Origin of the sequence: Streptomyces sp. KMM 9044 (assembly GCF_024701375.2) — a bacterium.
Lineage (GTDB): Bacteria > Actinomycetota > Actinomycetes > Streptomycetales > Streptomycetaceae > Streptomyces.
In genome coordinates this window covers 2040504-2066314 of record NZ_CP113910.1, presented here as the reverse complement: position 1 = coordinate 2066314, position 25811 = coordinate 2040504, and the positions used below count along the sequence as shown (strand labels likewise).

The window sequence follows — 25811 nt, the reverse complement described above, 5'->3', positions numbered from 1 at the left end:
GTGGCCGGCAACTACTCCGCCGACATCCAGGCGATCCTGGCAGGTTCCAAGCACCTCGCCGACGCCGTCCGGTACGGCGACGAGATGCTGCCCCGGTTCGAGAACGGCTACGCCGCGTACTCGGGCTGGTGGGGCGAGGAGGGCGGCGACGACGAGTTCGCCAACGCCGTCGGTGAGCAGGTCCGGAAGGAACAGGAGCAGGTGTCGGCCACGGTCACGGCCATCACCAGCGGGTTCCTGGCCCTGGTCGACGCGGTCGCCGCGGAGGCCGAGCACGTGCAGCGGCCCCAGACCCAGGCGCTGGACGACATCGAGGCGCAGGGCTCGGAGAGCGAAACCAGGCGCTGAATGGCGATCATGTTCCCGCCCGGTCTGCGGGAGTTCATCGAGGTCTGGGTGGGCGCGAACGTCGCGACCGGCAACGAGGACCTGGGCTTCGCCAGCCGCAATCCCTACCGGCGGCTGGCGGACGACGTCCGTGACCTGTCCGACGCGGTGAAGGGAGCGATCTCCACCGCCGGGAACTCGCTGCCGCCGCGGATCGCCGACGAGTTCGTCGCCGCGATGAAGCTGTTCGTCGACGACAACGGCCAGAACCACCTGCAGAAGTTCTCCGACGAGCTCCGGGACATCGGTTCGCGGCAGGTGGACCGCTCGATGAAGCTCTCCGAGGCCAAGTACCAGATCCTCCTCGAGTTCATCCTGATGAACATCGAGCTGGCCCTGATCGCCGCGCTGTCCGTCTTCACCGGTGGGACCTCGCTCACCGAGATCGCCATCGCGAAGGCGCGCACCGCGCTCACCATCCTGCTGCTCCTCCAGCGGCTGGGACGCGCCGTCCCCACGCCGCTGTCGGTCCTGCTCGAGGCGATCCAGGAGGCGTTCGTCACGTTCGCCGCGCAGCTGATCTCCATGACCGCGCCGGACGCCCCGGACCGCCGGCGCAAGGAGTTCGACTGGACGGAGATCGGGCAGTCGGCGGTCGCCGGCGCGTTCGCGGGACTCTTCGGGGGCCTGTTCTCCCAGTTCAGCGCGCCGATCGTGCGCAACATCTTCAAGAACAACCACACGTGGAAGGAAGTGTTCGACCTCCCGCTCAGCTTCGTCAACGAAGGCCAGGCGGAAACCTTCGCGGAGGCCTTCACCGGCCTCATATTCCTGGGCACGTTCACCCTCAACCCCGCGACGTTCGTGAGCGCGGGCCTCAGCGGGCTCCTCTTCGAAGCCGCCTCCACCGGCGCCGAGTACGGCGGCAAGTGGATGTACGACAAGTTCTTCCACAAGCCCGACTTCGGCCCCGACGACATCAACCACCTGACGAACGGTGGGGGCGGGGACAGGAACGGCTACCGGGACCGCGACCGGTACGGGGACATCTACAAGGACGCGTACACGGACACGTACCAGAGCACGTACAGGGACCCATACGGCAACGGCAACGCGTACCAGGACACCTACGGGAACGGGGTGCAGGACCTCACGGAAACCCCCTACGGGCCCCCGGTGTCCGGCCCCGGCCCGAACCCCGCCCCTCTGCCCCGCCCCGAGACGGTCTCCACCACCGACACCTGGAACACCCCGTACACTCCGCCGCCCCGCTCCGGCACCCACGACGACGACCCCTCCTCCGTCGGCGACATCAGTGACCGCGCGTCGGTCTTCAGCGACGCCGGTGGTCTCTCGACGGTCTCCTCCCTCACGGACCACGGCCCGGACCACGACGCCGACAGCGCCCTCGACGGGAACCCCCACGTACAGCCCGCGGCGACCGGTGGGAACGGCACGCAGGCCGGACCGGGAGCACCGGGTGCGGGCAAACCGTCGTACACCAACACCCCCTCGGACGCGTCCACGAACGCCTACGACGACTTTGCCGCGGACGACCTGGACACCACGGTCCCGGACTCCGCCCTCGGCCGGGACCTCCCGCCGACGCCGGTGAACCTGGACACCGACACCGTCTTCTCCACCCTCAGCCCCCCGGTGGCCACCGGCCCGGGGGCAGACGGGGCCACCGGCACGAACAACGGGCCGGGGAACATCCCGTCCACCGTCGGCTCCTCCGCCCCGGGGCCGCCGTCGACCCAGACGGGCGGCAACACCTCCGTATCGGACGGCACCGAGCGCCAACGGACGGCGGACGACGACACGACGACACCGCTCGCCGACGACACGGACGCCGCGGACGACACCGAGAACTCCGCGGACGTCTCCAGGAACCCGGAGACGTCCCGGACCCCCGACACCCGGGTCACGTCCGACCAGCAGGACCGGGCCACCCCGCAGCCGGACCCGCTGACGGGTCCCCTCGCACCCCCGGTCGCCCCGGTTCCCGGCGGTTCGCCGGCCGCCGCGACACCCACCCCCTCGACCACCGCCTCCCCGGCCCCCGCCCCGCCGAACGCCACCCCGCAGCAACGGCCCCAGACCACCCCGTCCGGTGAGCACGGCACCACCCTCACGGACACCGACGGCGTCACCACCACCGACGACCCGGCGGCCACCGTCACCCCGGACGGCACCCGTGCCCCCTCGCCCGAGGAGGCCGAGCGGTCCGGCCCGCCCCCCACGGCGCCGGAGGCCGGGGCCACGTCCGACGTCCCGCCGCCCTACCGGCCCGTACGGACCGAGTCCGGGGAACTGCCGGCCGCCGCCTCCCTGGTGGAACCGGCCCCGGCCGTCGCCCGCGAGGTGCCCCCCGTACCCCCCGTCGTCGCCGACGAGACGCCGCTCAGCTCCCGGGCACCGGCCGAGATCCCGGCCGGGCCCTCCTCCCGGCCGGGCTCGCCCGGCTCCCCGGACTCGATCGACATGATCATGGACTGGGAGGACGGCGACGCGTCCACGACCGACTCGCCCGAGCCGTCCCCGGCCACCGACGCCCTCGACCACCGGCTGCTGACGGGGGTGTTCGGCCCCGGCGTCGGGACCAACCGGATCTACCCCGCCCTCCGCGACACCCTCACGCACCTCGACCGGCTCCGGCAGGCCGACCCCGCGCTGCGCGACGGACCGCTCGACCTGGACGCCCTGACCCGCCGGGTGCTGATCCTGGACACCGCCGCTGCGGTGACCGACGCGCAGCGCAGCGAGCTGTTCCGGGTGGCGATGGACCCGGCGGTGGAGTCGGCGGGCGGCCTGGCCGCCCTGGCGGCGTTCCACCTCCAGCTCCGGGGGGTGCTGTCACCCACCCGTACGATGACCGCCCCGGGCGGGGGCGTCCGGGGCCGCAACTGGACGAACGGCGCGATCCCCGACCTGGATCTCGCCCATGTCGGCAAGGTGGTCCGCCAGGCCGACGGCAGCCTGGCGCGCGGCGACGTGGGCACCGCGCCATGGCACCGCCCCGGTGAGCCGGAACCGTACGTCGTGATGACGGAGGGCGACCACCGACGGGTCGTCGTACGCGGCTTCGACGGCGCCCCGCGCCAGGTGCCGATCGACGTGTTCGCCGAACTGCTCGCCCTCGACCCCGCGTTGAGCGGGCTCCCCCCGGACGTCCCCGTGGTGCTGCTCGTCCCCGACGCCGGTGCGCGGGGTCTGGATCTGCCCCGCAGGGCGGCGGACCGTACCGGCAGGGAGGTCTGGTCGGCCAACGGCACGGTGAAGGTGTCGCCCCAGCAGGACCCGGCCCTGCCGCACGTCGTCTCCCTGCAGTTCGGGGAAGGGCTGCCGCGCGCCCACTGGATCCGCAGTACCCCCGGTCAGGTGCTCGACCCGGCGGAGTACCGGAACGCGCCGGCCTGGGAGCGCGAGGTGCGGTCCCACAGCGTCGTCACCGACCGGGGCACCACCATCGGCAGAGGCGTGTTCGAGGACTCCGAGGCTCCGCGCCGGATCGAGGCGCTGCGGCGCGCGACGGAGTCGACGGAGCTGTGGCACTACAACCCGGTCACCGGGGAGTCCGCCAAGGACGACGCGCCCGTACCGTTCGCCGGCAAGCCGGTGTACGTCTTCAGCGCACACGGCCGGCCCGGCGCGACCCGGGTACCGACCATGACGGACCCGCGCCACCACACCCGGCAGCGGGAGACCGGCGGGATGCTCAAGCGGCGTCCGAGCCTGGCGCGGCTCCCCAAGGACCACGCCGTCCTGATGGAGGCGTGCTCCAGCGCGAAGCCGCCCGGTGCGGTCCGCACCCGCAGGGGCATCGACGACACCTTCGTCCCCGACCCGCTGGCGGTCGTCAGCGAGAGCCAGCACGTCGCCAACGAGACCGGGCGCACCACCTACGGCGGCACCCACATGGTCAGCTTCGCGGTGCTGCCGGACCGGACGTTCGTGCACCGCCTCTACACGGACTCGCGGGGCCGGCGCGGCGCGTGGGTGGAGCACCGCCCCGAACCCGCCGGAGCCGTCCTCGACGACCGCGCCCGCGCGGCGGGCCTGCACGCGGACCCCTCACAGCCGGTGTCCGACGCGACCCGTGAACGGACGCTGCGGCTGGTCCGCGCGCTGCGCCTGACCTTCGGCGCGGCGATCGAGGACGACAGCCGGTACGGGGAACTCCTGGCCGGCATCGGCGCGCTGGAGAGCATGCGCGCAGCCGACCCGGCGCTGCGCGGCCTCGGCCCGTTCAGCACGGACCTGTTCGAGCGCGTGGCCCACGCGTACCAGCGGGGTGGTGCCCCGGGCCCCGACGCCTACCGGGACCTGCTCGACCGGGCCGCCCACGCGGTACGCAGTCGACCGGGCACCGTACTCTCCGACTTCGTCGCCCTGCCGCACGTCACCGCCGCCGCGCAGCGGCTGGGCGGTCTCCCGGACCAGGACCTGGACACCGAGGCCGCCCGCATCCTGCGTCTCGACGGCGGCCCGGCGGCCGTCGAAGAGCCCCAGCGGGCCCGGCTGTTCTGGGCGAGTGTGAAGGCCCTGGAGTGGGAGAGCCGGACCCCCGACCCGGACGCCCTGACCGGCAGGCTGCTGCATCTGGACCGGCCGGACCCGGCCCGGCGGCCCGAACTGCTCGACCTGGTCGCACAGGCGGCGGCCGTCGGCGTCGACGTGGACAACCCGACCGAACTGGGCGCGTTCCACCTGGAGACGCTGGGCGCCCTCGCGCCCCGGACGCAACTGCTCGACCTCGACGGCGTGCCGACCGGACGACGCTGGTCCCCCTCCCCGCCGACCACGACCACGACCACGACCACGGCCACCGACCGCGTCGTCGTCGCCGTACCCGAGCAGGGCGGCGGCTACCGGGCCGTGGGCCAGGAGCGCCCGCCGTGGAGCACACCCGACAGGGCACCGGCCTACCTGGTGTGGGCCGGAGGCGGACCGGGCCACCTGATCATGCACCTGCCCGGCGGCTTCCGCGGCCGGGTGCCCTACGACGAGGTCGCCGAGCTGCTGGCACGCGACCCGGTGCTCAACACCCGCCCGCAGGACACCACGGACATCGTCCTGGCCGTCCCGAAGGCGGCCCAGGCGGCCCAGGCGGCCCAGGCGGGCCAGGCGGGCCAGGCGGGCCAGGCGGGCCAGGCGGGCCAGGCGGCCCAGGAGGCCCAGGAGGCCCAGGAGGCCCAGGCGGGCCAGGCGGCCCAGGCGGGCCAGGCGGCCCAGGCGGGCCAGGCGGCCCAGGCGGGCCCCCCGACGTCCACCGGGCCGGCCGGCAACGGCACCCCGGACACCGATCCGCGGGCCGTCGTCAGCGCCGGGACCGGTCGTACCGTATGGGCCTCGCAGGGCAGCGTGAGCCTGGCCCCGACCGGCCCGTCACGGCCGTACGTCCCCTCCCTCCTGCCCAGCGCGCCGGGGCGTCCCGCGGCGGCCGACTGGGCGGCCGTCCGGCCCGGCGACCCCACCGCGCCGGACACCGGCGCGCGGACCGGCCGCACCGGAGCGGACGACATCACGTTCGCGGCCGAGGACGACACCAAGGCCCCGGACAAGCCGCCCTCGTCCCCGGAGCCGGACCTGACGGTGGCCCTCGTCCCGAAGCCCACCGAGCCGGACCCGACCCCTCCGCACGCCCCGCGCCTCGACCGCGCCATGACGCCCCCGCCCCGACGCCGTGCCCCGGCCCGGTTCGAGGACGGCAGGCGGATGCCCGAGTACGTCGACGACCTCCAGGCGCTGCTGCCGTCCGGGCTGACCGCCGCCGAGCTCGAACAGCTCCTCGCCAGTCCCAGCACCTTCGGCCAGAGCACGGTCGCCCTGCGGGGCTTCGAACAGGCAGTGGACGCGATCGACGCCGAACTGCGGCGCAGGCCGGGCGCCCGGCCCGGCAAGGGCGGCGCACAGCTGCTGACCGACATCCGTCGGACGCTCCGGGACAAGCCGAAGACGCTGGCGGACGGAGACGGGCGCCCGTTCCCGTACGTCACCGCGGACGGAGAGGTCCGTGTCCTGTACGTCAGAGCGCGTCACTACGGCAACTGGGTTCCGTTCGACGACGGCACCGGTGACGCCGCGAAGATCGACAGCATGCACCGGGGAGCCGCGACGTTCGGGCTGACCAAGAACATGCAGGCCAACTCCCAGTACGGTCTCGGCGGGCCGATCGGCCCGGCGGGCGCCGCCGCGTTCGGCGGCTTCGGCCGTCTCGCCCTGCGGTTCGGCTTCATCAACAAGGTCGGCTACACGCTGGCCGACCAGCGCATGAACCAGATGGAGACCCGGACGCTGGACGCGTCACGGTCGTTCCTGGACGACGTCCACTACGAGATACGCGTCACCGACGCCGCCGGACGGGACGTCACGGGCACCGACACCGACCCGGCCGCACCGGCCCGGTTCGCCTTCGGCCTCCGCAACGGGCTCCGGGTGCGCCTGCCCGACAGCGTGACGAAGATGCCGAAGCCGGGCCGCGTCCCCCGGTCGATCGACCTGGACCGCAACTCCCCGTACCGCTTCGTGCGGATCGAGGGGTTCGGCCCCGTCGCGGCGATCCGCGACTGGGCTGCCGGACAGGTCGGGGCCCTGCCCGGCAGCTCGGCCTACACCGAGCTGGACATCTTCTTCTCGGGCGACAGCTTCCAACGGCACGGCGGCACGATGGCGCGCGGCCGCATCACCACCCCGCCGCTGTTCGCCGACGACAAGAAGAAGTCACCGCTGGGCGTCTTCGTCGTGGAGGAACTGATTCCCCGGGCGGCGGTGCTCGTCGGAGAGACCGACCAGGCCGAGATGCGGGACATCAACACCTCGACGGTCCGCAGCGAGCGCAGCCGGGCCACGGGCAGAAGCCTGCTGCTGCAAGCCGTCGCCGGGCCCGCCTTCAACTTCTTCGACCCCGGCACGGCCCCCTTCGACCTGCGGCTCCAGTTCGGGCCCAGTGCCCAGTACGCGTACGCGAAGACCTGGTCGGCCGGACTCGGCGGGGCCGGCACCCTCAAGTCGGCCGGACAGGTGAAGGGACCCAGGACCGCCCTCTACCTGGTCGTGAAGTCGGTGCGCGTGCGGCGGGCCGGTGACAGCGCACCGCCGACGCGCTTCCTCACCTGGAGCCTGGACCGGATGACCAGCTCCGAGGCACGGCGGCTGGCCGGATGGGACGACGGGACCTCGCTCGCCCTGCGCCACGGCGGTGCCCCGCCGTTCGTCCCGCCCTATCTGACCGTGGACCGCCCGCGCACCCTGGGCATGCACCGGGTGAAGGAGTTCACCTTCGACGACGGCCTGCGCACCCGGGTCGCACCGGACGCGGCGGACGGCGTCGGCCGCACCCTGCTGGACGCGTTCGCCGACGGCGTGGTGGACTCCCTCGCGCAGCTGCGCCAAGGGCTGGTGGTCCCCCTCGACCAGCTGCTGCCGCCGAACCTGCCGAGGGCCTGGCGCGCCCGCCTGGGCGACCTGCTCACCCGCAGGCCGGACCAGGCGCTCGACGCGGCCCGGCGCCTGCCCGTGCCGCCCCGGTGGACCGATCCCGTCACGTACCGGATCGCGCTCCAGAACACCCTGCAAATCCTCGGTGTGCTGTCCCAGCAGAACATCACCGCGAACCTGGAGGCGCTGACCACGGTCGGCCTGCCGGTCAGACTCACGGACCCCGACTCCGTCGGACAGACCTACTACACCCTCCGGGTGCACGGGACGCTGACCGGGCGACGGTACGAGGGCAAGGACGTCGACGAGGGAATGCGCTTCAGCGCACAGGGCGTCGACCGGCTCGACGGCCAGGCAAGCGCGAAACGGGGCGTGGACCTCGGCTTCGAAGGCACGTTCTCGGGACGCGACAACAACGCCGACGACGCGGGGCTCCCCCGCAACACGCTCGGACTGACCCTGGGCGCGCGCCGGGGATGGCAGGGGGAGGCGGAGACCGCCTTCGGTTCGACGGTCACCAACGAGCCGATGTCGGTGAGCAACCAGCCCACCCACCTGTACCGCTACGACCTCTCCCTCACCGCGACCCTGGGCGGCTACTGGCGGCCCCGCGGCCTGATCCGCGGGCTCGGCCTCGGGCTGCCGGGACTGCTGGTCCTGGACGAGCCGGTCAACGTGCTCTTCGGCCGGACGGCGCTGGGCCACCTGCGGGGCGGCGGCCCGATGACCGGGCAGGTGCTCATCGGTGTCCCCGTCCAGCACACCCCCGACGCGGACCCGTACGCGGACGGGGCGCTCAACCCCTATCTGTCCGACGAGCCCGCGCCCGCCCCCATGACCACCGAGCGGGCTCTCGCACTGGCGAAGGGCGACCTCGTGCTGCCCGCCGGCACCGGCGGGGGCCAGCCCGCCGGACGGCTCGCCGACCGCGGGACACAGCCGTTCCGGGACTTCCGGCAGCACCCGTTCGTGATCGTGAACATGGTGCTGTCACCCACGCTGACCGCGGAGGTCGACCGGGTCCTGAAGGAGGCGTCGGGCAGCGCCTGGCACCTCGTGAAGGAGGGCGCCCCCACCCGGGAGGCGATCGTCCGCACCTTCACCCCCCAGTACCTCGCGGCGGGCTTCGACCAGAGCTCGGGGCCGCTGGGCCTGGTGGGCAGCGGCCTGCTGGGCAAAGGGCCGTACGGTGAGCTGTGGGGGACCTATCGGTACGCGACGACGGTCGGGGACCTGCACGCCCTCACGCCGTCGATGTCCATGGACACCGAGATGACGCTCGGCGGCACCCGGCAGGCGGCCGGCAAGACCAGCAACAGCACGAGCTTCGTCTTCGGCGGCCAGCTGATCTACTTCGTCGCCCAGAATCCGGGGCACGGCCTCATGGGCGCGTACGGAATCGTCGCCAACCCCGTCTCGACGTCCCGCGCGCGCAGCCTCAGCGTCGTACGGACGGTCGTCGCGGACATGAACCGCAAGGGCTTCACCCACCAGGTGCTGGTGGCCGGCGACGTGCACCACTGGTTCGCGCTGGTCTCCAGCCGGCTGGGGGCGGGCCGGATCGGGACGACCGCGGCGGCCAGCGCCCTCGTACCCCGCTCACTCGCCGGAGCGGCGGGAACGGAGCTGACCAGCCCGGGCGGCCTGCTGGGGCACCTGCCGGAGAAGAGCGCGCACCGGATGGGGCTGCTCGCCGACGGCATGGGGGACGTCCCCCGTTACACGCGGCAGCTCTGGGCGCCGCAGCCCTGGCTGCGCGGCGCCGCCTTCGGCACGTACGCGGTGAACGCGCTGGATCCCACCGAGGTGCTGCTCGCGTTCGACCGGCGGATCCGGGAACTGGGGCTCGACGACGAGAGCCGGGAGAGGATCCGGCAGATGGTGACGGCCCGCGCCACCCGGGCCCTGAAGGGGGAGATGACGACCACCGGCCCGTCGACGCCGGTCACCGCCGGAGGCTGGGGCTGGGGCAGTGTGCGGCTCGGCAGCCGGCGGGTGCGGGTACGGGTCGAGCTGATCCCCGGGACACCCGCGTTCGACGGGCTCGACCACAGCGCGGAGCTGGAGGAGAACCGGCGGGCCATCGAGACCGCCCAGGAGAACTCGGAGTTCTCGTCCGGGGCGGACGTGGGTCTTCTGACCAGCCAGCTGGCGCACACCGGCAACGCGCAGGTGGTGGCCGCCGGACCGACGTACACCGAGGGCGGATCCCACCGGAGGACGGTCGCGTCGAGCCACGCGGTCACCACCGTCACGATCTACCGGGCGGCGTCCACCGAACCGCATGCGGAGATCGTCACCCCGTACCGGATGCGGATCACCCTGGAAGCCGACGACCCCCCGCACACCGGCGCCCCGGCCGACGGGGGACCGCCGGAGCGCCGGGCCACGGCCTTCGACCGCTTCCGGGGCCGACTGCGGATCATCGAGGAGAACGACGCCGGTGAGCTGCGCGAACACGTGCCGCTCAGCCTGATGGAGCCGGTGCCGTCGAAGACGGATTCGTCCGGGGCGGACGGGACCGGGGCCTCCCCGGCCGGCACCTCCACCGCCGGCCGGCTGCTGCCCGCGCCCGATCCGGCGGCCGACCCCGCCCTGGCCGAACCGCCCCGGCCGGTGCCTCTTCCCACGGCGGGAGAAGAAGTACTGGTCCGGGACGGGGAGGGCGCCGTACGGCCGTTCACCTTCCCCGAGAACGGCATGCACCCCCGCGGGATCGTCGGCATCGAGAACATCCGCGTCGCCAACGACCTCCTCCTCACGAAGGCGTACGACGCGGGCTTCTCCCTCCGTGCCCTCGAGGCCGAGGACGGTCCCGACGCCGACACCCTCTCCCTGCTCCTGCGCAGGACCAGGGAGACCGGCCTGACCCGGCTGGGCACCGGATCGGCGCAGGCACTGGAGGACGGCACCAGCACCACGGCGGTCACGGCGTTCTTCCCCCGCACCACCGAACCGGGCGGCTACCAGGTGGTGGGGCTGACCGAGCAGTCCCTCGTGGGCACCGACACCGGGCGGCTGACCCTGCGCTCGACGCCCGACTTCAGCCGCGCGCTGCTGCTGACGGTCGCCGACGGCAAGAAGCTGGAGGTGCTCAGGCGGTACGGGGACAACGCCGGCACGTCCTCGTCGGGCGAGCACGGCCAGGCCGCGAGCCTCGGCGGCGGCTTCCTGTACGACTCTCCCGACATCGCGGGCCTCAACCAGATCGGACTCTCCGGTCCCGGCCCCAACGACCTCGACGGCGACGGGATGCCGGTCGGAGACGACCACCTGACCTCGCGCAACCTCAAGCCCAAGACGGGCCGGTCCTTCCTGTTCGCCGTCCCGGCCACCTGGCTCAGCGTCGGCGACGTGCACCGGAGCATCGTGGACTCGAAGCTCGCGAACAGGATTCGGGGCGGGACCTTCGGCAAGGCCAGGTCGGGTCCGCAGGCGATGCAGTCCGAGGCGTACGTCGTCACCTGGGTCCGGGAGGACATCGCCCGCGACCTGAAACTCGTCACCGACGCGAACTTCCCCGAACGCGTCGCGAAGGCGTGGGACGCCGTCGGCAGAGCGAGCAAGGCGTGGGTCGACGCCGACAAGGCCTACTGGAAGAAGCGGCGCGCCTCCGCCGGCCTGCGCGCGGACCTCGACGCCGCGCAGGCCGCCCTCGACGGAGCCGCCGCGACCGCCCGCGCGGCAGGGCGCCCCGTCGACCTCGCCCGGGCCGACGTCGACACGGCGGACGCCGCCCTGCGACAGGCCGGGAACGACGCGCGCCGGGACCACGGCACCGCGGACGCGGCCGTGGCCGCCGCACAGGCCGAAGTCGACGCCCTCGCCGAGAACGAGTACGGCGCCGAACCCGAACACGACGGCTGGGCCGACCTCCTGAGAGAGGAACAGGACGCCGTCCGGGCCCGCCTGGCCGAGGAGACGAAGGCCGCCGGGACCCTGCGGAAGGCCGCCGAGCTGCGGCTCGACACCGCGCGTACCGAGAAGGCCGCGGCCGAGGAGCGGCTCGAGGCGGCCCTGCTGTCCGCGAGAGCGCCCGGCCGGAGCCTCGACGACGCCACCGTCCGCCGGGACACGGCACGCACCGCCTTCGACGCCCGGCGCGCCGAGCTGGACACGCTCAGGGAGGCGGCGGAGAAGGCCGCGGCGGAACACCACCGGGTACGGGCCGGGGCGGACCAGCTCACCCGCTGGCACCGGCTCGTGACCACCGAGGAGGGCCGCAGGCAGCTGGACGGTCTCGCCGAACCGCCCGCGGTGACCTACCAGGCCCCGCCCAAGGCACCCAAGGCGTCCTCCCCGGCCCCGCCCCGCTACACCAGGACCGGTACGGGACCGGACACCGTCCTCACGTCTCCCGCGAAGGAGACGTACACGCTCCACGACGTGCCGAGGGACGGGGAGGCCTTCTTCCGCGCGCTCGCCCACGGCCTCGAACGCGCCGCCCCGGGACTGCTGTCCGCGCAGGGCATCGACCCCGACGGTCCGCGGGCGATGTCCGAGCTGCGCCGGAGGATGGCCTCCTGGCTCACCGACCACGCCGACGGGGACCTGCTGGCCGCCGTCGCCCCGGACGCCACCGACGCCTTCGGCGCGGACGAGATCGCCGCGGCGGGCCTGGACCTCGCGGCGGACACCCCCGCCCGCCGTGAGTTCGACGGTCTCGGCGGTCTCCTCCCGCACGCTGTCGACCTGACGCCCGAGGTCCGGGCCGAACTGGCGATCACCCAGCTCCTGCGCCGGGGCGACGCCGCCTCCGAGGCCGGCTGGAACCACTCGGCGGCGGACCTGCTCCCGCTGCTCGCCGCACGGACCTTCGGCGTGCGCGTCACGGTGGTCCGGAGCGACGGCGGCTTCCAGGACTTCACTCCCGGGCACCCGACGGGAGAGGAGAACCTGCGGGGACTCGTCGAGACATCCGAACACACCGGCGCACACGTGGTGCTGAGCCTCGACGACCGCCACTACCGACTGGCACTGCCGACCGCACGGACACCGCCGGCGGACACGCAAACCCCGGACACCCAGCCGCCTGTGGTGCCGGTGGACGTTGTGGTGCCGCCTGTGGTGCCGGTCCGCGACAGGTTCGGCGACCCGGTTCTCCCGAAGCGGGTCAAGGACGAGGAACGCGACCAGGACGGCGACGTACGGCTGAACCCCCTGTGGGTGCCGTTGGAGGAGGTGGATCCGCACCTGCTGATCACCGGGAACCGGGACGCGGTGTGGCTGTACACGGTCACCGATGACGGGCGGGTGGTCCTGGGCACGGAGAGCCCGAGCGGGATCGTCACCCAGGAGCAGTTCGACGCACTGCTGGCGGGCATGCGGGAGCGGGACCCCGACCTGACGGCCCAGGCGCTGCGCGAGGCGCTGGACGGGCTCGGCCACACCGGCATCGCCGCCGGTTTCGCCGACGCCGGTCCCGCCGCCGACGGCGAGAAGAAGGCCGGACGGACACTGCCGGGGCGCAGCCGGGTGTCCGGCGAGTTCCGCTGGAGCGCGAAGCTGGGCTCCTGGGTGGTGAACGACAAGTCGGGCCGTTACATGAGCGTCCAGGTCCGGCCGGACCTGGACGCCGATGAGGCCGCCGCATGGCTGGCCAACGTGGCGGCCCTGTTCAGCGACCGGCTGGGCGTCGTCGTCCGGACCGACCAGGTGAAGACCGCCGCACCCGCCCCGGCCCCGCCGTCGGAACCCCCGCCGTTCCCGCAGCCCGCGCCCCCGCCTCCGCCTCCGCCGTCGGCCCCCACCACCCCGGCCGGGCGCGGTGTCCCGGGCCCCCTGAAGGGGGCTGGGGCGTACGAGCCGGACACGCCGTCCGGTGACGGCACCGGCGAGCTGGACGTCGCGCGCCGGGTCGGTGCCGTGCTGCGCGGCCTCGGCCACCCGGTGGTGCTGGCCGGAGCCGCCCGCGGCCGGGTGCAGTTCGGCCTGCCCCGGCCGCTGGGTACCGTGGAGTTCCAGCTGTCCGCGGCTGCCCTGCCCGCCGTCGCCGGGATACGCGGGGCGCTGGAGCGGGAGATGCCCGGAGCGTCGGTGCGGGTTCGGCCCGTCACGGGCGGCGGCCGTGTTCTCGGCCTGTCGGTGAACGGCGTCGACATCACGGTCACGGCGGTGGACCGGCCGGTCTCCGGCACGGTCACGGTCGACGGTTTCACCGTGCCGGCGCCCGCGGACTCCCTGGCCGACGCCGCCCTCGCCCCGGCCACCGGGACCGACCCGGAGCTGCGCGGACGCGACCTCCTCGACCTGCTGTGGGCGTTTCACCACACCCCTGCCGACAGCCCTCGTACGGTCACGCCGGTGCTCGCGCGCGAGGACGCCTACCGTTCCGCGCGGCCCGCCGGCGCCGCCCCCTCCCTCGTCGTACGGCTCAGCGAACTGCTCGACTCCGCAGCCCTGGACCCCGATGCCCTCGCCCGCCACGAACAGACGTGGCGCGCCCTCGGCGTCACCGACGCCGACCTGCCCGCGCTGCGCGCCGAGCTGACCGCGCTGGCCGACGGGCTGCGGGTCCGTCCGGAGGTGGCCGCGGACCCGGTCCGGGCGCTCGCCGCGCGGCTGCCCGGCCTGTCCACCGCCGACCGCGACGTGACGCTGGCGTCGCTGCCGCCCGCGGACCGTGAGCGGTTGGCCGGTGATCCCGTGCTCGTCGATGCCTTGCGTGCCGGGCTCGCCCCGGCCGAGTTCGGCTCGGTCGCGGCGCGCCTCATGACGCAGGTGCCCGACGGGGTCGAACAGCCCGTCTCCGCCGGTGACCGGGCCCGTGCCCAGGTCGCCCGACTGCTGCGGGACCCCGACGTCGCGGCGCGGCTGCTCAAGGGCGGTTCGCGGGTCGTGGTGGTGCCCAGGAGCGAGGCCATGACCTCCCTGGACGCCTTCCGTTTCCTGCGGGGCGCCGTCACCGGCGACGGCCGCCCCTGGGACGACGTCCGCGGCGTCGGCACGCGCACCGCGGCCGTCACCGAGGAGAATCTGCTCGGCGAGCGCACCACCGTCAGCGCCGGCATGTCCGCCTATCCCGACGGCTACTCGACCACCCTGCACGAATTCGCCCACACCCTTCACCTGCACGGTCTGGACGCCGTCGACCGGCAGCGCATCACCAACACCTTCCGCACCACCACACGGGCCGGCGAGGCGGGCAACTGGCCCGACGGCCCCCTCCACGGCTACGACGCCGACGGCCGCCGCAGCGCCCCCAACTACAGCAGCCGTGACGAGCTCGAGTTCTTCGCCCAGCTCACCAACGTCTACCTCAGGGCCAACGGCGGCAGCGACCCCTACACCGGGCTGCCCCGCAACAACGCCGGCCCGGAGTGGGTGCGCACCCGCCAGCCCGCCCTGTACCCCCTGTTGCGCCGGTTGTACGGCGAGGGCCCCCGGACGGCGCCCGGCCACCCGCGCAGCGTCGAACCGGCCCGTCCCCGCGGGCCGCGCCCCGCGGACGTCAACCCCGTCGAGGCCACCGACGTGGAGAACGAGGCACTGGCCCGTGCCCGTGCGCTGTGGGACGTCGCCGAGGGCGACCCGGGTGACGGCAGTGACTCCTATGTGGCCGTCCGCGCCCTGTGGGACGGCACCACCGGCGCGCACGCGCCGCAGCCGCACACTCCCGCCCCGTTGCCGCTGCCCACTCCGGTGCCGGAGGCACGGTCCGCCGCCGCACCGCCGCCCACCCACAGCACGGTCCAGCAGCGTCTCCGGGAACTGTGGGCACTCGTCGACGCCACCTTCGGCTCCCAGCCGCTCCCGCCGGAGCTGCGCGACGGGCTGTTCAACTCACTGCGCGTGATCGAGGCGGTGCGCGCCGGGCACCCCCGCTTCGGCGCCGACCTGGACCTCGACGGCATCACCCGGATGCTGTTGCACCTGGCGCCGGACGAACCGGTGGACGCGGCCCGGCACTACGACGCCCTCACCCTCGTGAGCAGCGCCCATCGCCGGGGCCGGAGCGGCAGCCTGGACGCCGTCGCCGCTTACGGGCTGACCCGGCAGGGTTACCCGGAGCAGTCCGTGCTCAGCGGGGACGACGGCGCGCCGCACGGCAGGAACTGGACCGGACGTCCCGGTGTCCACCTGCACCTGGACGTGGTCGCCGATCCCCGGGGCGTCCACCCCGCGCCCTGGAGGCCCGCCGCTTACGTGGCGGTGGCCGAACGGAACGCCGAGGGAGTGATGACGGCGGACGGACGGCCGGTGTCGGACGAGGAGTTCGCCGAACTGGTGCTGCACGACCCCGAGCGGCAGCCGAATGTGCCCGTGGCGCTCCTGATCGGGGAGGAGGACGGCCGCAACGAGGCCCTCGCACGGGTGATCGCCGACCGCACCGGCACCCGCGTCTGGTTCACCTACGGCGACCTGCGACTGGAAAGGGCCCCGGACGGCCGCCGGGTTCCGGTCCTGGCCCCGCCGGTCTCCGGGAGCGACCCGGCGGGGACCTGGATCCCCGCCGACCCGGGACTGGTCCCGGACGACCCGGCGGCCACGGTCAGGGCCGCGAACGGCACCGTCCTCCCCGACGCCGACGTCCGCTCGTACCCGCTGGTCACGGTCGACGGGCAGGCCCTGACCGGGCGGGCGTTCCTCGACGCGCACGACATGGCGATGCGTGAGGAGGCCCTGCGAACGGTGTCCGCCATCCAGCACTACACCCATGCCCTGGAAGGGCTGCCCGGTGTGTATGCCGGGCGGCAGAGCGGCGCGCTGCCCCTGCCGCGGGGCCTGGCCGACTCCTACGTCGTCGTCGGCCACGGCGACGGCGGACGCACCACCGTGCCCCGCCGCAGCACCGGCGCCAACCAGGCGGTCCATCCCCGGCAGCTGGGCCGGATACTGGCGCGGCGCAAGAGCATGCAGGCGCTGTCCCCCGATAAGCCGGTGTGGCTGCTGATTTGTGAGCTGTCCATGACACGCGCCGACCAGGACCTGCTCGCCCATCCCTCCTCCGCCCAGTACGTCGCCAACGAGACCCGACGCACCGTCTTCACCGTGGACCGGCAGATCTCGCCGAGCGAGGCCGAGGGCAGCCTGCCGCCGCGCCTGATCGTGTACGACGACCCCGACGACCCCGTGGGCCACATCGAGGAATTCCTTCCCGAGCCCAGGAGCGCCGCCCTCGACGCGCTCGCCGACCTGGGCGGACTGCCCGCCCAGCTGCCGGGGCGCACCGACCACGCCCTCCACTGGGTGCGGGCCCTGCGCCAGACCCACGGCGTGCACACCGACTCCGACCCGGCCCGCGAGGCGGAGTTCCACGAGCTGATCGAGGGCTTCGGCGCCCTCGAAAGGCTGCGGTTCCAGGCGGCAGGCAACGCCGACCCCGGCCTGCTCACCTGGGGCGGACTCCGGCACATCGTCGGCCGGTACGCCGCCCGCCAGGGCTGGCACCGGTCGCTGACCGCCGGTTCCCTGGCATACCTGCTGCGCGCCGCACGCGCCGGCCAACTGCGGCCCTCCGACGCCGTGGGACCCACCGCCCCCGCCGCGCCGCCGGCCTCCACCGCCACCCCGGCCCCGACGGACACGGTGGCGCGGCCGACCGCTCCGGGGGCGCTGTCGGACACCGTCCCCGCCCTCGGCCCCGACGACGAGGCCCGGAGCGTGGCGGTGCCGGACGACGACGGACCCGCCGAGCCCGCCCCGACGCCTTCCCCGTCCCGCACCCGGATCGCCTTCGAGCACCGCCACCGGGACATCACCGATCCGGTGCAGCGCCGCCTGCTCGCCGGCCTGGCCGAGCAGATCGTGCTGTCCGGCCTGCGGGACCTCAGGGCCGGCCTCCGGCTCCCCGGGATCACGGTCACCGGTTACAGCAACGGCCCGCGCTTCGCGCTGTCCGGCGGTGCCGCCGAGCACGCCGGGACGGTCGGCCGGCGGCGGGCGGACGCCGTGCGCGACCTCCTCCTCGAGGAGATCCGGCGTCAGCTGGAACTCAACGAGCGGGCCGTGCGCAACGTCGCGGAAGTACGGGGCGGCACGGTCCGGGCCGAGGACTTCCCGATCACCGCGGAGAGCGGCGGCCGGGACATCGGCGCCGTCGGCCCGACCGACGGCGCCACCGGGCGGGCGGCACGGCGGCAGGCAGTGATCACGGTCGACCGTTCCCCCCTGTCGGAGGCCGTCGCCCGGCTGGCGGAACTGAGCCCGGAGGACTTCGGCGAGGCGGACTACTTCACCGGCCCGGACAGGCTCGCCAGGAACCTCCTGCACCTCGACGACAACCCCGGGGACGACCCCGACTCGGACCCCGACTCGGACCCCGACTCGGACCCCGACTCGGACCCCGACTCGGACCCCGACTCGGACCCCGACTCGGACCCCGACTCGGACCGTGACTCGGACCCCGACTCGGACCGTGACTCGGACCCCGACTCGGACCGTGACTCGGACCCCGACTCGGACCGTGACTCGGACCCCGACTCGGACCGTGACTCGGACCGTGACTCGGACCGTGACTCGGACCGTGACTCGGACCCCGACTCGGACCGCGACTCGGACCGTGACTCGGACCGCGACTCGGACCCCGACTCGGACAGCGACTCGGACCGTGGGTCCACGGACTCCGCTCCCGCACCGGTGCGCTTCGACGTCGACGGTCTGTCGAACCGCGTGCGCAGGCTGTACGAGCTGGTGGACGAGGCGATGGCGGCCGGCCGGGCGACCAGCCGGACGTCGCTGACCGCGTATCACCTGGGCCAGCAGGGCCTGCTGTCCGACGCCACCCGCCTGACCGCACCGGACGGCACCCCGCTGGGCCGGAACTGGACGGGCCGGCCTGCCCGGGACGTGGACGTCTCCTCGTACGACGTGGTGGACGGAGGGAGCAGGGACTCCCAGCCCTCGCCGTGGGCACGCCGGCCCGGTGCTCCCCTCCCGTACGTGATCGGGACGAAGGACGGTGACCACACGAAGGTCGGGCTGTCCCTGCCGGACGGCAGCAAGCGGTGGAAGCTGTCGTCGGAGGAGTTCGCCGAGCTGCTGGCGCTGGACGAGGAACTGGCGAGCCGTGAGGACGGCACCGAGGTGGTGCTCGTCTCGCAGAACGCCGGCGCCATGGGACTGGATCTGCCGCGCAGGGCCGCGGCCCGGTCCGGCAGGACGCTGTGGTCGCACAGCGGCGAGGCCGCCCTGAAGCCGCACCCCGGCACCGGCCGCCACCGCATCGAGGTGGCCGACGACCGGGTCCTCGGAAGCGGGCCGCTGGGCGGGTGGATCGGCAGCGGGCCCGACGACCTGGGCCCGGACGAGGGACGGCCGGGGCCCGGGGAGGGCGTCCTGCACACGGTCGAGGGGAGGACTCTCGAGGACGGGAAGGTCATGTCCTTCACCCTCACCGACGAGGGCCGGCCCGTCGGCCGCGCGGTGCTCAACGGCCCCGACCTGCTCCGGTTCGAGCCGTTGCTGCAGACCATGACCCGGTCGACGGAGTGGTCCGTCTACGACCCGCTCACCAGTGAACCGGTCGGAGACCCCCGGCCGGTTCCCTGGAAGGGCCGGAAGCCCTACTTCTTCCTGGCCCACGGCCTGCCGGGCCAGACCCTCATGGTCAATGAATTCCAGAGCGACGTTCCGGTCCGGGGTTCTGAAACCGGTGGCTTCCTCCGGCGGCGCCGAAGCGTGGCACGACTGGACCGGGACACCCCCCTCGTGTTCCTGTCCTGCTGGGGGAGCGGACCGGAGGGACACACCGCCGCAGCCCTGAAGCGGAGCCGCCCGTTCGTCCCCGACCCGCTCTCCGCCTCGTCGGCGGCCCAGAGCGTCTCCAACGTGACACGGCGCGACGTCTACGCCCCCGAGAGGGAGCACTGGAGCCGCCACGCGAACGGGAAGCTGCACCACCACGGGATCCCCACCACGCCGGCGAACGACCCGGTGGACATGGTGAAGCTGCGCCCCGAACCGACCCCGGACGAACTCGACGCCCTGGCCGCTCTGGCCGGCCTGGCCGGCCTGGAGACGTCCCCCGACCTCCCCCGGGTCACGGCCCGGGACACGGCACTGAGACTGGTCCGCGCCCTGAGGATCACGTTCGGCGTCGATGTGGAGCACGACCGGGACGACCCGGCCGGCACCTACCGTCAGCTCCTGCGCGGCATCGGCGCCCTGGAGGTCATGCGCCGCGGGGACGAGAACCTGCGGGGACACGGTGAGCTGACGCTCGACCTGCTCGACCGGGTCACCCGCGCGCACCACGGCCTGACGACCACCCCCGGCACCCGGCCCGCGCCGCCGGAGCCCGTCGACGTACGGACGATGCTCGAGGCCGCGTCGGTGCGGCTGTCCACCGACCCCCGGTCCGCACTGTCCGACTTCGCCTCCCTGCCCTCCGTCGACCGCGCCCGCGAACTGATCGGACAGCACGATCCGGACCAGTGGGTCCGCCGGGTGCTGGGTCTGCACCCGGCGGCGCAGGTCACCGCGGCCCACCGGCAGAACGCGCTGTGGGCCGCGGTCAAGGCCGTGGAGAGCGTGGAGAACCATCCCGACCCCGACGCCCTGACGACGAAGGCGCTTCATCTGGGCGGCACCGGCGAGGACCCGCGGGACGACGCCCTGCGGGCGGACCTGCTCCGGATGGCGGCCACGGCGGCGGCCCTCGGCCGCGACACCCACGATCCGGCGGTGCTCGCCACCCCCGGGCAGGTCTGGACCGGCCAGGACCGCGACGGGACCGCGACGGCGGGAAGTGAGCGCCACGGCGGCAGTGACGCACCGGCACACCCGGTGCCGGTGTCCGCGGAGGGGACCACGCCCCCACCCGGGGAGACCACCCCCGAGGCCCTCCCCGGGACCGGCACCGGCCCTGACGCCGACGTGGGGTACGTGCCCGTCGTGCCTCGCGACACCGCCCAGCGCCAGTGGGTGGCCGGGCAGGTGACGGCCGAGGACCTGCCCGGGAATCCGCCGGGGTTCGGCGATGCCGACATCGTCGGCCTGAGCGACCTGAGGGCCGCGGGCATCCCGGTGACCCCCGGAATGGACGTCGAGGCACAACTCGGGGGAGGCCTGCGCGGCAGCGGACTGGCGCCGCTCGACCAGGTGCGGCTGCTGATGCTGCGGCCCGGCCTGTGGCCGGACGCGCTCGAGGCCATCGCGGCCGCGGTGTCGAGGCGGATCTGGCAGTGGGCGTTCACGGACTTCGAGAGCGCGTTCCCCGCCGAGGGCACGGGTACGGACCTGAACGCCGTCCGGGCGTGGGACACGGCCGTCGGGCTGGTACTGCCGCACGAGGCGCACTCCGTGCTCGCGGACTCCCGGTACGCGGGGGAGGAGTTCCGCGACGCGGTGCGGCAGGTCGCCGACCGCCTGGCGGCGGACAGGGCGGACCTTCGGGAGGCGGTGCGCCTCGCCGCCCGGCTCCGGCACGCTCTCGGACTGCCGCCCCTCGGGACAGGTGGTCCGGGGGCCCGGTAGGTGAAGCAGACGGACGAGCGACGAGTGGAGCGACGAGTGGAGCGACGGATGGCAGCGCTGTGGGTCGGGAGAGTGCCTGCGGGTGAACGAGGTGAGTGAGCGCAGCGGGGCGTCGATGCCCACACCCCCCGAGGACATCGTCGAGGCCGCACGGCTTGCGCCGGAGCACTGGATCAGCATGGTCGACCCCGGCTGGCACGGCGAGGGCGTGCCGCCCGACTGGGCTGTGGTCGGCCGTTGGCGCACCGGAACGACCGGCGAGATCGAGGAGTGGGAGGACAACGAGGCACACCGCCCCTCCCCGGAATCGCTCGGCTGGCCCGAGGCCACCGACGGCGTCGACCAGGCCCTCCGGCTTGCCGTCACCGGTTACGGACCGGCCGAGGACGTACTGCGCGCCCTGGCCACCGCCGAGGTGGCGGTGCTGACCCTGCCGGACGGAACACCGGTGACCGCCGCCGTGGAGGACGGCCGGCTCGTGGTCCCGGTCTTCACCGCCCCGCCCCACCTCGACACCGTGGGCGGCCTCGCCTCCGCACTCGTCGCCGTGCCGGACCTCCTGGACCGCTTGCCATCCGGCCACGCGCTGTACGTCAACCCGCCCAGCCCCGCGGGCACCGTACTGGAGACCGATCCGCTCGCGGAGACGATCGCGAGCAGGACACGGACGGACGGCGCCCACTGACCGGACAGGGCCGGAGGGGCCACAGCCCAGTCCGGCCCCGGTGCGGGCCGAGCCCGACGCCCGGCAGGCAGGGTATCGGCGAACTCCCGTCCCGCGTCCGTCGGGCGACCTGCGCTGCGTCCTACACGACGGTCCACAGGAACCAGGAACCCGCCCGACCGCACCGGGGCCGGGCTCACCGTGCCCGTCTCACCCGTCGCACCAGCCGTGGGTCTTGCCGAACTGCAGCAGCCCGCGACGCGCCTGGAGGATCTGCTCGCCGGTCAGCGTGGGCACGGCGGACAGCAGGACCTCCGTGACCTCCTGAAGGTACTCCTCGACGGTGAGCACGTCGCACAGCGAGTCGTCGCCGTCCGGATGCCGCCCCACCCCGGCGGAGGACACCGGGCCTGCCCCCTGGGCCAGCCGCACGCCCGAGGCCTTCAGCCCCCGGTCGCCCTCCTCGATCTCGAACTCCACGGTGACCCCGGGACGCAGCTGATGCTCCGGGATCCGCACGTCGTTGACGTGGAGGAAGACGTCCTCCCCGCCGTGCTCCGGAGCGATGAACCCGTAACCCCGTACGGCGTCGAACCGCACCACACGACCAGCAACCATGTGTACCAACCCCAACGGAACACCGGACCCCACGCCCGGACCAGAACCCGACCAGCGAGGACAACATACGCCGTCCGCGGGACAACATACGCCGTCCGCGGCGTCCCGTCCTCAGCACTCGATGATGTTGACCGCGAGCCCACCCCGCGCCGTCTCCTTGTACTTGACCGACATGTCCGCACCGGTGTCCTTCATGGTCTTGATGACCTTGTCCAGGGACACCTTGTGCGACCCGTCGCCGCGCATCGCCATCCGTGCCGCGGTGACCGCCTTCACCGCGGCCATGCCGTTGCGCTCGATGCACGGGATCTGGACCAGGCCGCCGACCGGGTCGCAGGTCAGGCCGAGGTTGTGCTCCATGCCGATCTCGGCTGCGTTCTCGACCTGTTCCGGTGAGCCGCCCATCACCTCGGCGAGGGCGCCCGCCGCCATCGAGCAGGCGGAGCCGACCTCGCCCTGGCAGCCGACCTCGGCGCCGGAGATGGACGCGTTCTCCTTGAACAGCATGCCGATCGCGCCGGCCGCCAGCAGGAAGCGGACCACGCCCTCCTCGTCGGCACCGGGGACGAAGTTGACGTAGTAGTGCAGGACGGCGGGGATGATGCCGGCCGCGCCGTTGGTCGGCGCGGTGACGACCCGGCCGCCGCCGGCGTTCTCCTCGTTCACGGCCATCGCGTAGAGCGTGATCCACTCCATGGCGAGGGCCTTCGGGTCGCCCTCCGCGCGCAGCTTGCGTGCCGTGTTCGCGGAACGCCGGCGCACCTTCAGACCGCCCGGCAGGATGCCCTCGCGGGACATGCCGCGCGCCACGCACGCCTGCATCACCCGCCAGATCTCCAGCAGCCCCTCGCGGACCTCCTCCTCGGTCCGCCAGGCGCGCTCGTTCTCCAGCATCAGCGCGGAGATGGACAGGCCCGTCTCCCGGGTCAGGCGCAGCAGCTCGTCGCCCGTGCGGAACGGGTACTTCAGGACCGTGTCGTTGAGCTTGATGCGGTCCGCGCCCACCGCCTCCTCGTCGACGACGAAGCCGCCGCCCACCGAGTAGTACGTCTTCGACAGCACCTCGGCGCCGGACGCGTCGTACGCCCACAGGGTCATGCCGTTCGCGTGGTAGGGGAGCGCCTTGCGGCGGTGCAGGACCAGGTCGTCGTCGAAGGAGAACGCGGTCTCGTGGTCCCCGAGGAGACGGAGCCGGCCGCCGTCCTTGATCTTCGCCACCCGCTCGTCGGCCGTCTCCACGTCCACCGTGCGGGGCGAGGCTCCCTCCAGGCCGAGCAGCACCGCCTTGGGCGTGCCGTGCCCGTGGCCGGTCGCGCCGAGCGAGCCGTACAGCTCCGCGCGGACCGAGGCGACCGAGTCCAGCAGCTCCTCGTTGCGCAGCCGCCGGGCGAACATGCGGGCAGCCCGCATCGGGCCGACCGTGTGCGAGCTGGACGGCCCGATACCGATCGAGAACAGGTCGAAGACCGAGAGGGCCACGGGAGGACTCCTAGGGGTTCGGCGGACGGCGCTGTCCGCCGGGCAGGGGGTGGACCGGAGGGGGATCGAAGGGGGGGACCGGAGGGGGATGTCACGTGCGCGGTGCATGGTGCGGGGCACCGCGCCCACCGACCCAGTGTGTGCGATGCCCCGGACGTCCGTACGAACGAAAGCGTACGGAACTACTGCAGACCGGGGTACAGCGGGTGCTTCTCGGCGAGAGCCGTGACCCGTGCCCGGAGCGCCTCGGTGTCGTGGGACGGCTTCAGCGCCTCGGCGATCACGTCCGCGACCTCCGCGAAGTCCTCGGCCGTGAAGCCGCGGGTGGCCAGGGCGGGCGTGCCGATCCGCAGGCCCGAGGTGACCATGGGAGGCCGCGGGTCGTTCGGGACCGCGTTGCGGTTGACGGTGATGCCGACCTCGTGGAGCCGGTCCTCGGCCTGCTGCCCGTCCAGCTCGGAGTCGCGCAGGTCGACCAGGACCAGGTGCACGTCCGTACCGCCGGACAGCACGTCCACGCCCACCGCCCTGACGTCGTCCCCGACCAGGCGCTCGGCCAGGATGCGGGCGCCCTCCAGGGTGCGGCGCTGGCGGTCCCTGAACTCCTCGGACGCCGCGACCTTGAAGGCGACCGCCTTGGCCGCGACCACGTGCTCCAGCGGTCCGCCCTGCTGGCCGGGGAAGACCGCGGAGTTGATCTTCTTGGCCAGTTCGGCGGTGGAGAGGATCACGCCGCCGCGCGGGCCGCCGAGCGTCTTGTGCGTGGTCGTGGTGACGACGTGGGCGTGCGGGACCGGGTTCGGGTGCAGGCCCGCCGCGACCAGACCGGCGAAGTGGGCCATGTCGACCATCAGGTACGCGCCGACCTCGTCCGCGATCCGGCGGAACTCGGCGAAGTCCAGCTGCCGCGGGTACGCCGACCAGCCGGCGACGATCAGCTTCGGCCTGCTCTCCTTGGCCAGCCGCTCGACCTCGGCCATGTCGACCCGGCCGTCGTCACCGACGTGGTAGGCGACGACGTCGTAGAGCTTGCCGGAGAAGTTGATCTTCATGCCGTGGGTCAGGTGCCCGCCGTGCGCGAGGTCCAGACCCATGATCGTGTCACCGGGCTTGAGCAGCGCGAACATCGCGGCGGCGTTGGCCTGCGCGCCCGAGTGCGGCTGCACGTTGGCGTGCTCGGCGCCGAACAGCTCCTTGACCCGGTCGATGGCGATCTGCTCGATCACGTCGACGTGCTCGCAGCCGCCGTAGTAGCGGCGGCCGGGGTAGCCCTCGGCGTACTTGTTGGTGAGAACCGTGCCCTGGGCCTCCATGACCGCGACCGGGGCGAAGTTCTCCGAGGCGATCATCTCGAGGGTGGACTGCTGGCGGTGCAGCTCGGCGTCGACCGCGGCGGCGACGTCGGGGTCGAGCTCGTGCAGCGGGGTGTTCAGAAGCGACATGCGGCTACGGCCTCCTCAGCCCTGGATGAAGGCGTCGTACTCGGCGGCGGAGAGCAGGTCGGCCGGCTCCTCGCCGGTCCGCACCCGGAACAGCCAGCCGCCCTCGAAGGGGGCCGAGTTCACCAGCGACGGGTCGTTCACCACGTCCTCGTTGATCTCGGTGACCTCACCGGTGACCGGGCAGTACAGGTCGCTGACCGACTTGGTCGACTCCAGTTCGCCGCAGGTCTCGCCCGCGGTCACGGTGTCACCCACCTCGGGAAGCTGGACGAACACGACGTCGCCGAGCGCGTTGGCCGCGTGCTCGGTGATGCCGACCGTCGACACGCCGTCCTCGGCGGCCGACAGCCACTCGTGCTCCTTGCTGTAACGCAGCTGCTGGGGGTTGCTCATGGTCTGGGTTCTCCTGTAAGCGGGGGATGTGC

Annotated in this window: 7 protein-coding genes; 3 read left to right on the top strand and 4 right to left on the bottom strand. The window is 73.6% G+C overall.

The features are described from left to right. The 3 genes from HUV60_RS09165 to HUV60_RS09155 all read left to right on the top strand — a co-directional run bounded on the left by HUV60_RS09165 (position 1) and on the right by HUV60_RS09155 (position 21868). Complete coding sequence (locus tag HUV60_RS09165; protein ID WP_257847887.1) at positions 1–348, top strand: hypothetical protein; 348 nt, start codon at positions 1–3, stop codon at positions 346–348. Then, on the top strand, positions 349–21183 hold the full coding sequence (locus HUV60_RS09160) for a lonely Cys domain-containing protein (protein WP_269441157.1): 20835 nt from the start codon (positions 349–351) through the stop codon (positions 21181–21183). Positions 21184–21265: 82 nt separating this feature from the next. Beyond that, positions 21266–21868: a type VII secretion system-associated protein gene (locus tag HUV60_RS09155; RefSeq protein ID WP_257847888.1), complete on the top strand. Its 603-nt coding sequence runs from the start codon at positions 21266–21268 to the stop codon at positions 21866–21868. 189 nt (positions 21869–22057) lie between these two features. Here HUV60_RS09155 and HUV60_RS09150 read toward each other — a convergent pair whose 3' ends face one another. The 4 genes from HUV60_RS09150 to gcvH all read right to left on the bottom strand — a co-directional run bounded on the left by HUV60_RS09150 (position 22058) and on the right by gcvH (position 25779). Further along, positions 22058–22465, bottom strand: a complete 408-nt coding sequence (locus HUV60_RS09150; protein ID WP_257847889.1) for a cold-shock protein — start codon at positions 22463–22465, stop codon at positions 22058–22060. A 111-nt stretch (positions 22466–22576) separates the two neighbouring features. After that, positions 22577–23944, bottom strand: a complete 1368-nt coding sequence (locus tag HUV60_RS09145) for an L-serine ammonia-lyase (RefSeq protein WP_257847890.1) — start codon at positions 23942–23944, stop codon at positions 22577–22579. Positions 23945–24126: 182 nt separating this feature from the next. Next, positions 24127–25386, bottom strand: a complete 1260-nt coding sequence (gene glyA / locus HUV60_RS09140; RefSeq protein ID WP_257847891.1) for a serine hydroxymethyltransferase — start codon at positions 25384–25386, stop codon at positions 24127–24129. Positions 25387–25401: 15 nt separating this feature from the next. After that, entirely contained in the window at positions 25402–25779 is a 378-nt protein-coding gene (gcvH, locus tag HUV60_RS09135) for a glycine cleavage system protein GcvH (protein ID WP_257847892.1), read from the bottom strand. Positions 25780–25811 lie beyond the last annotated feature (32 nt).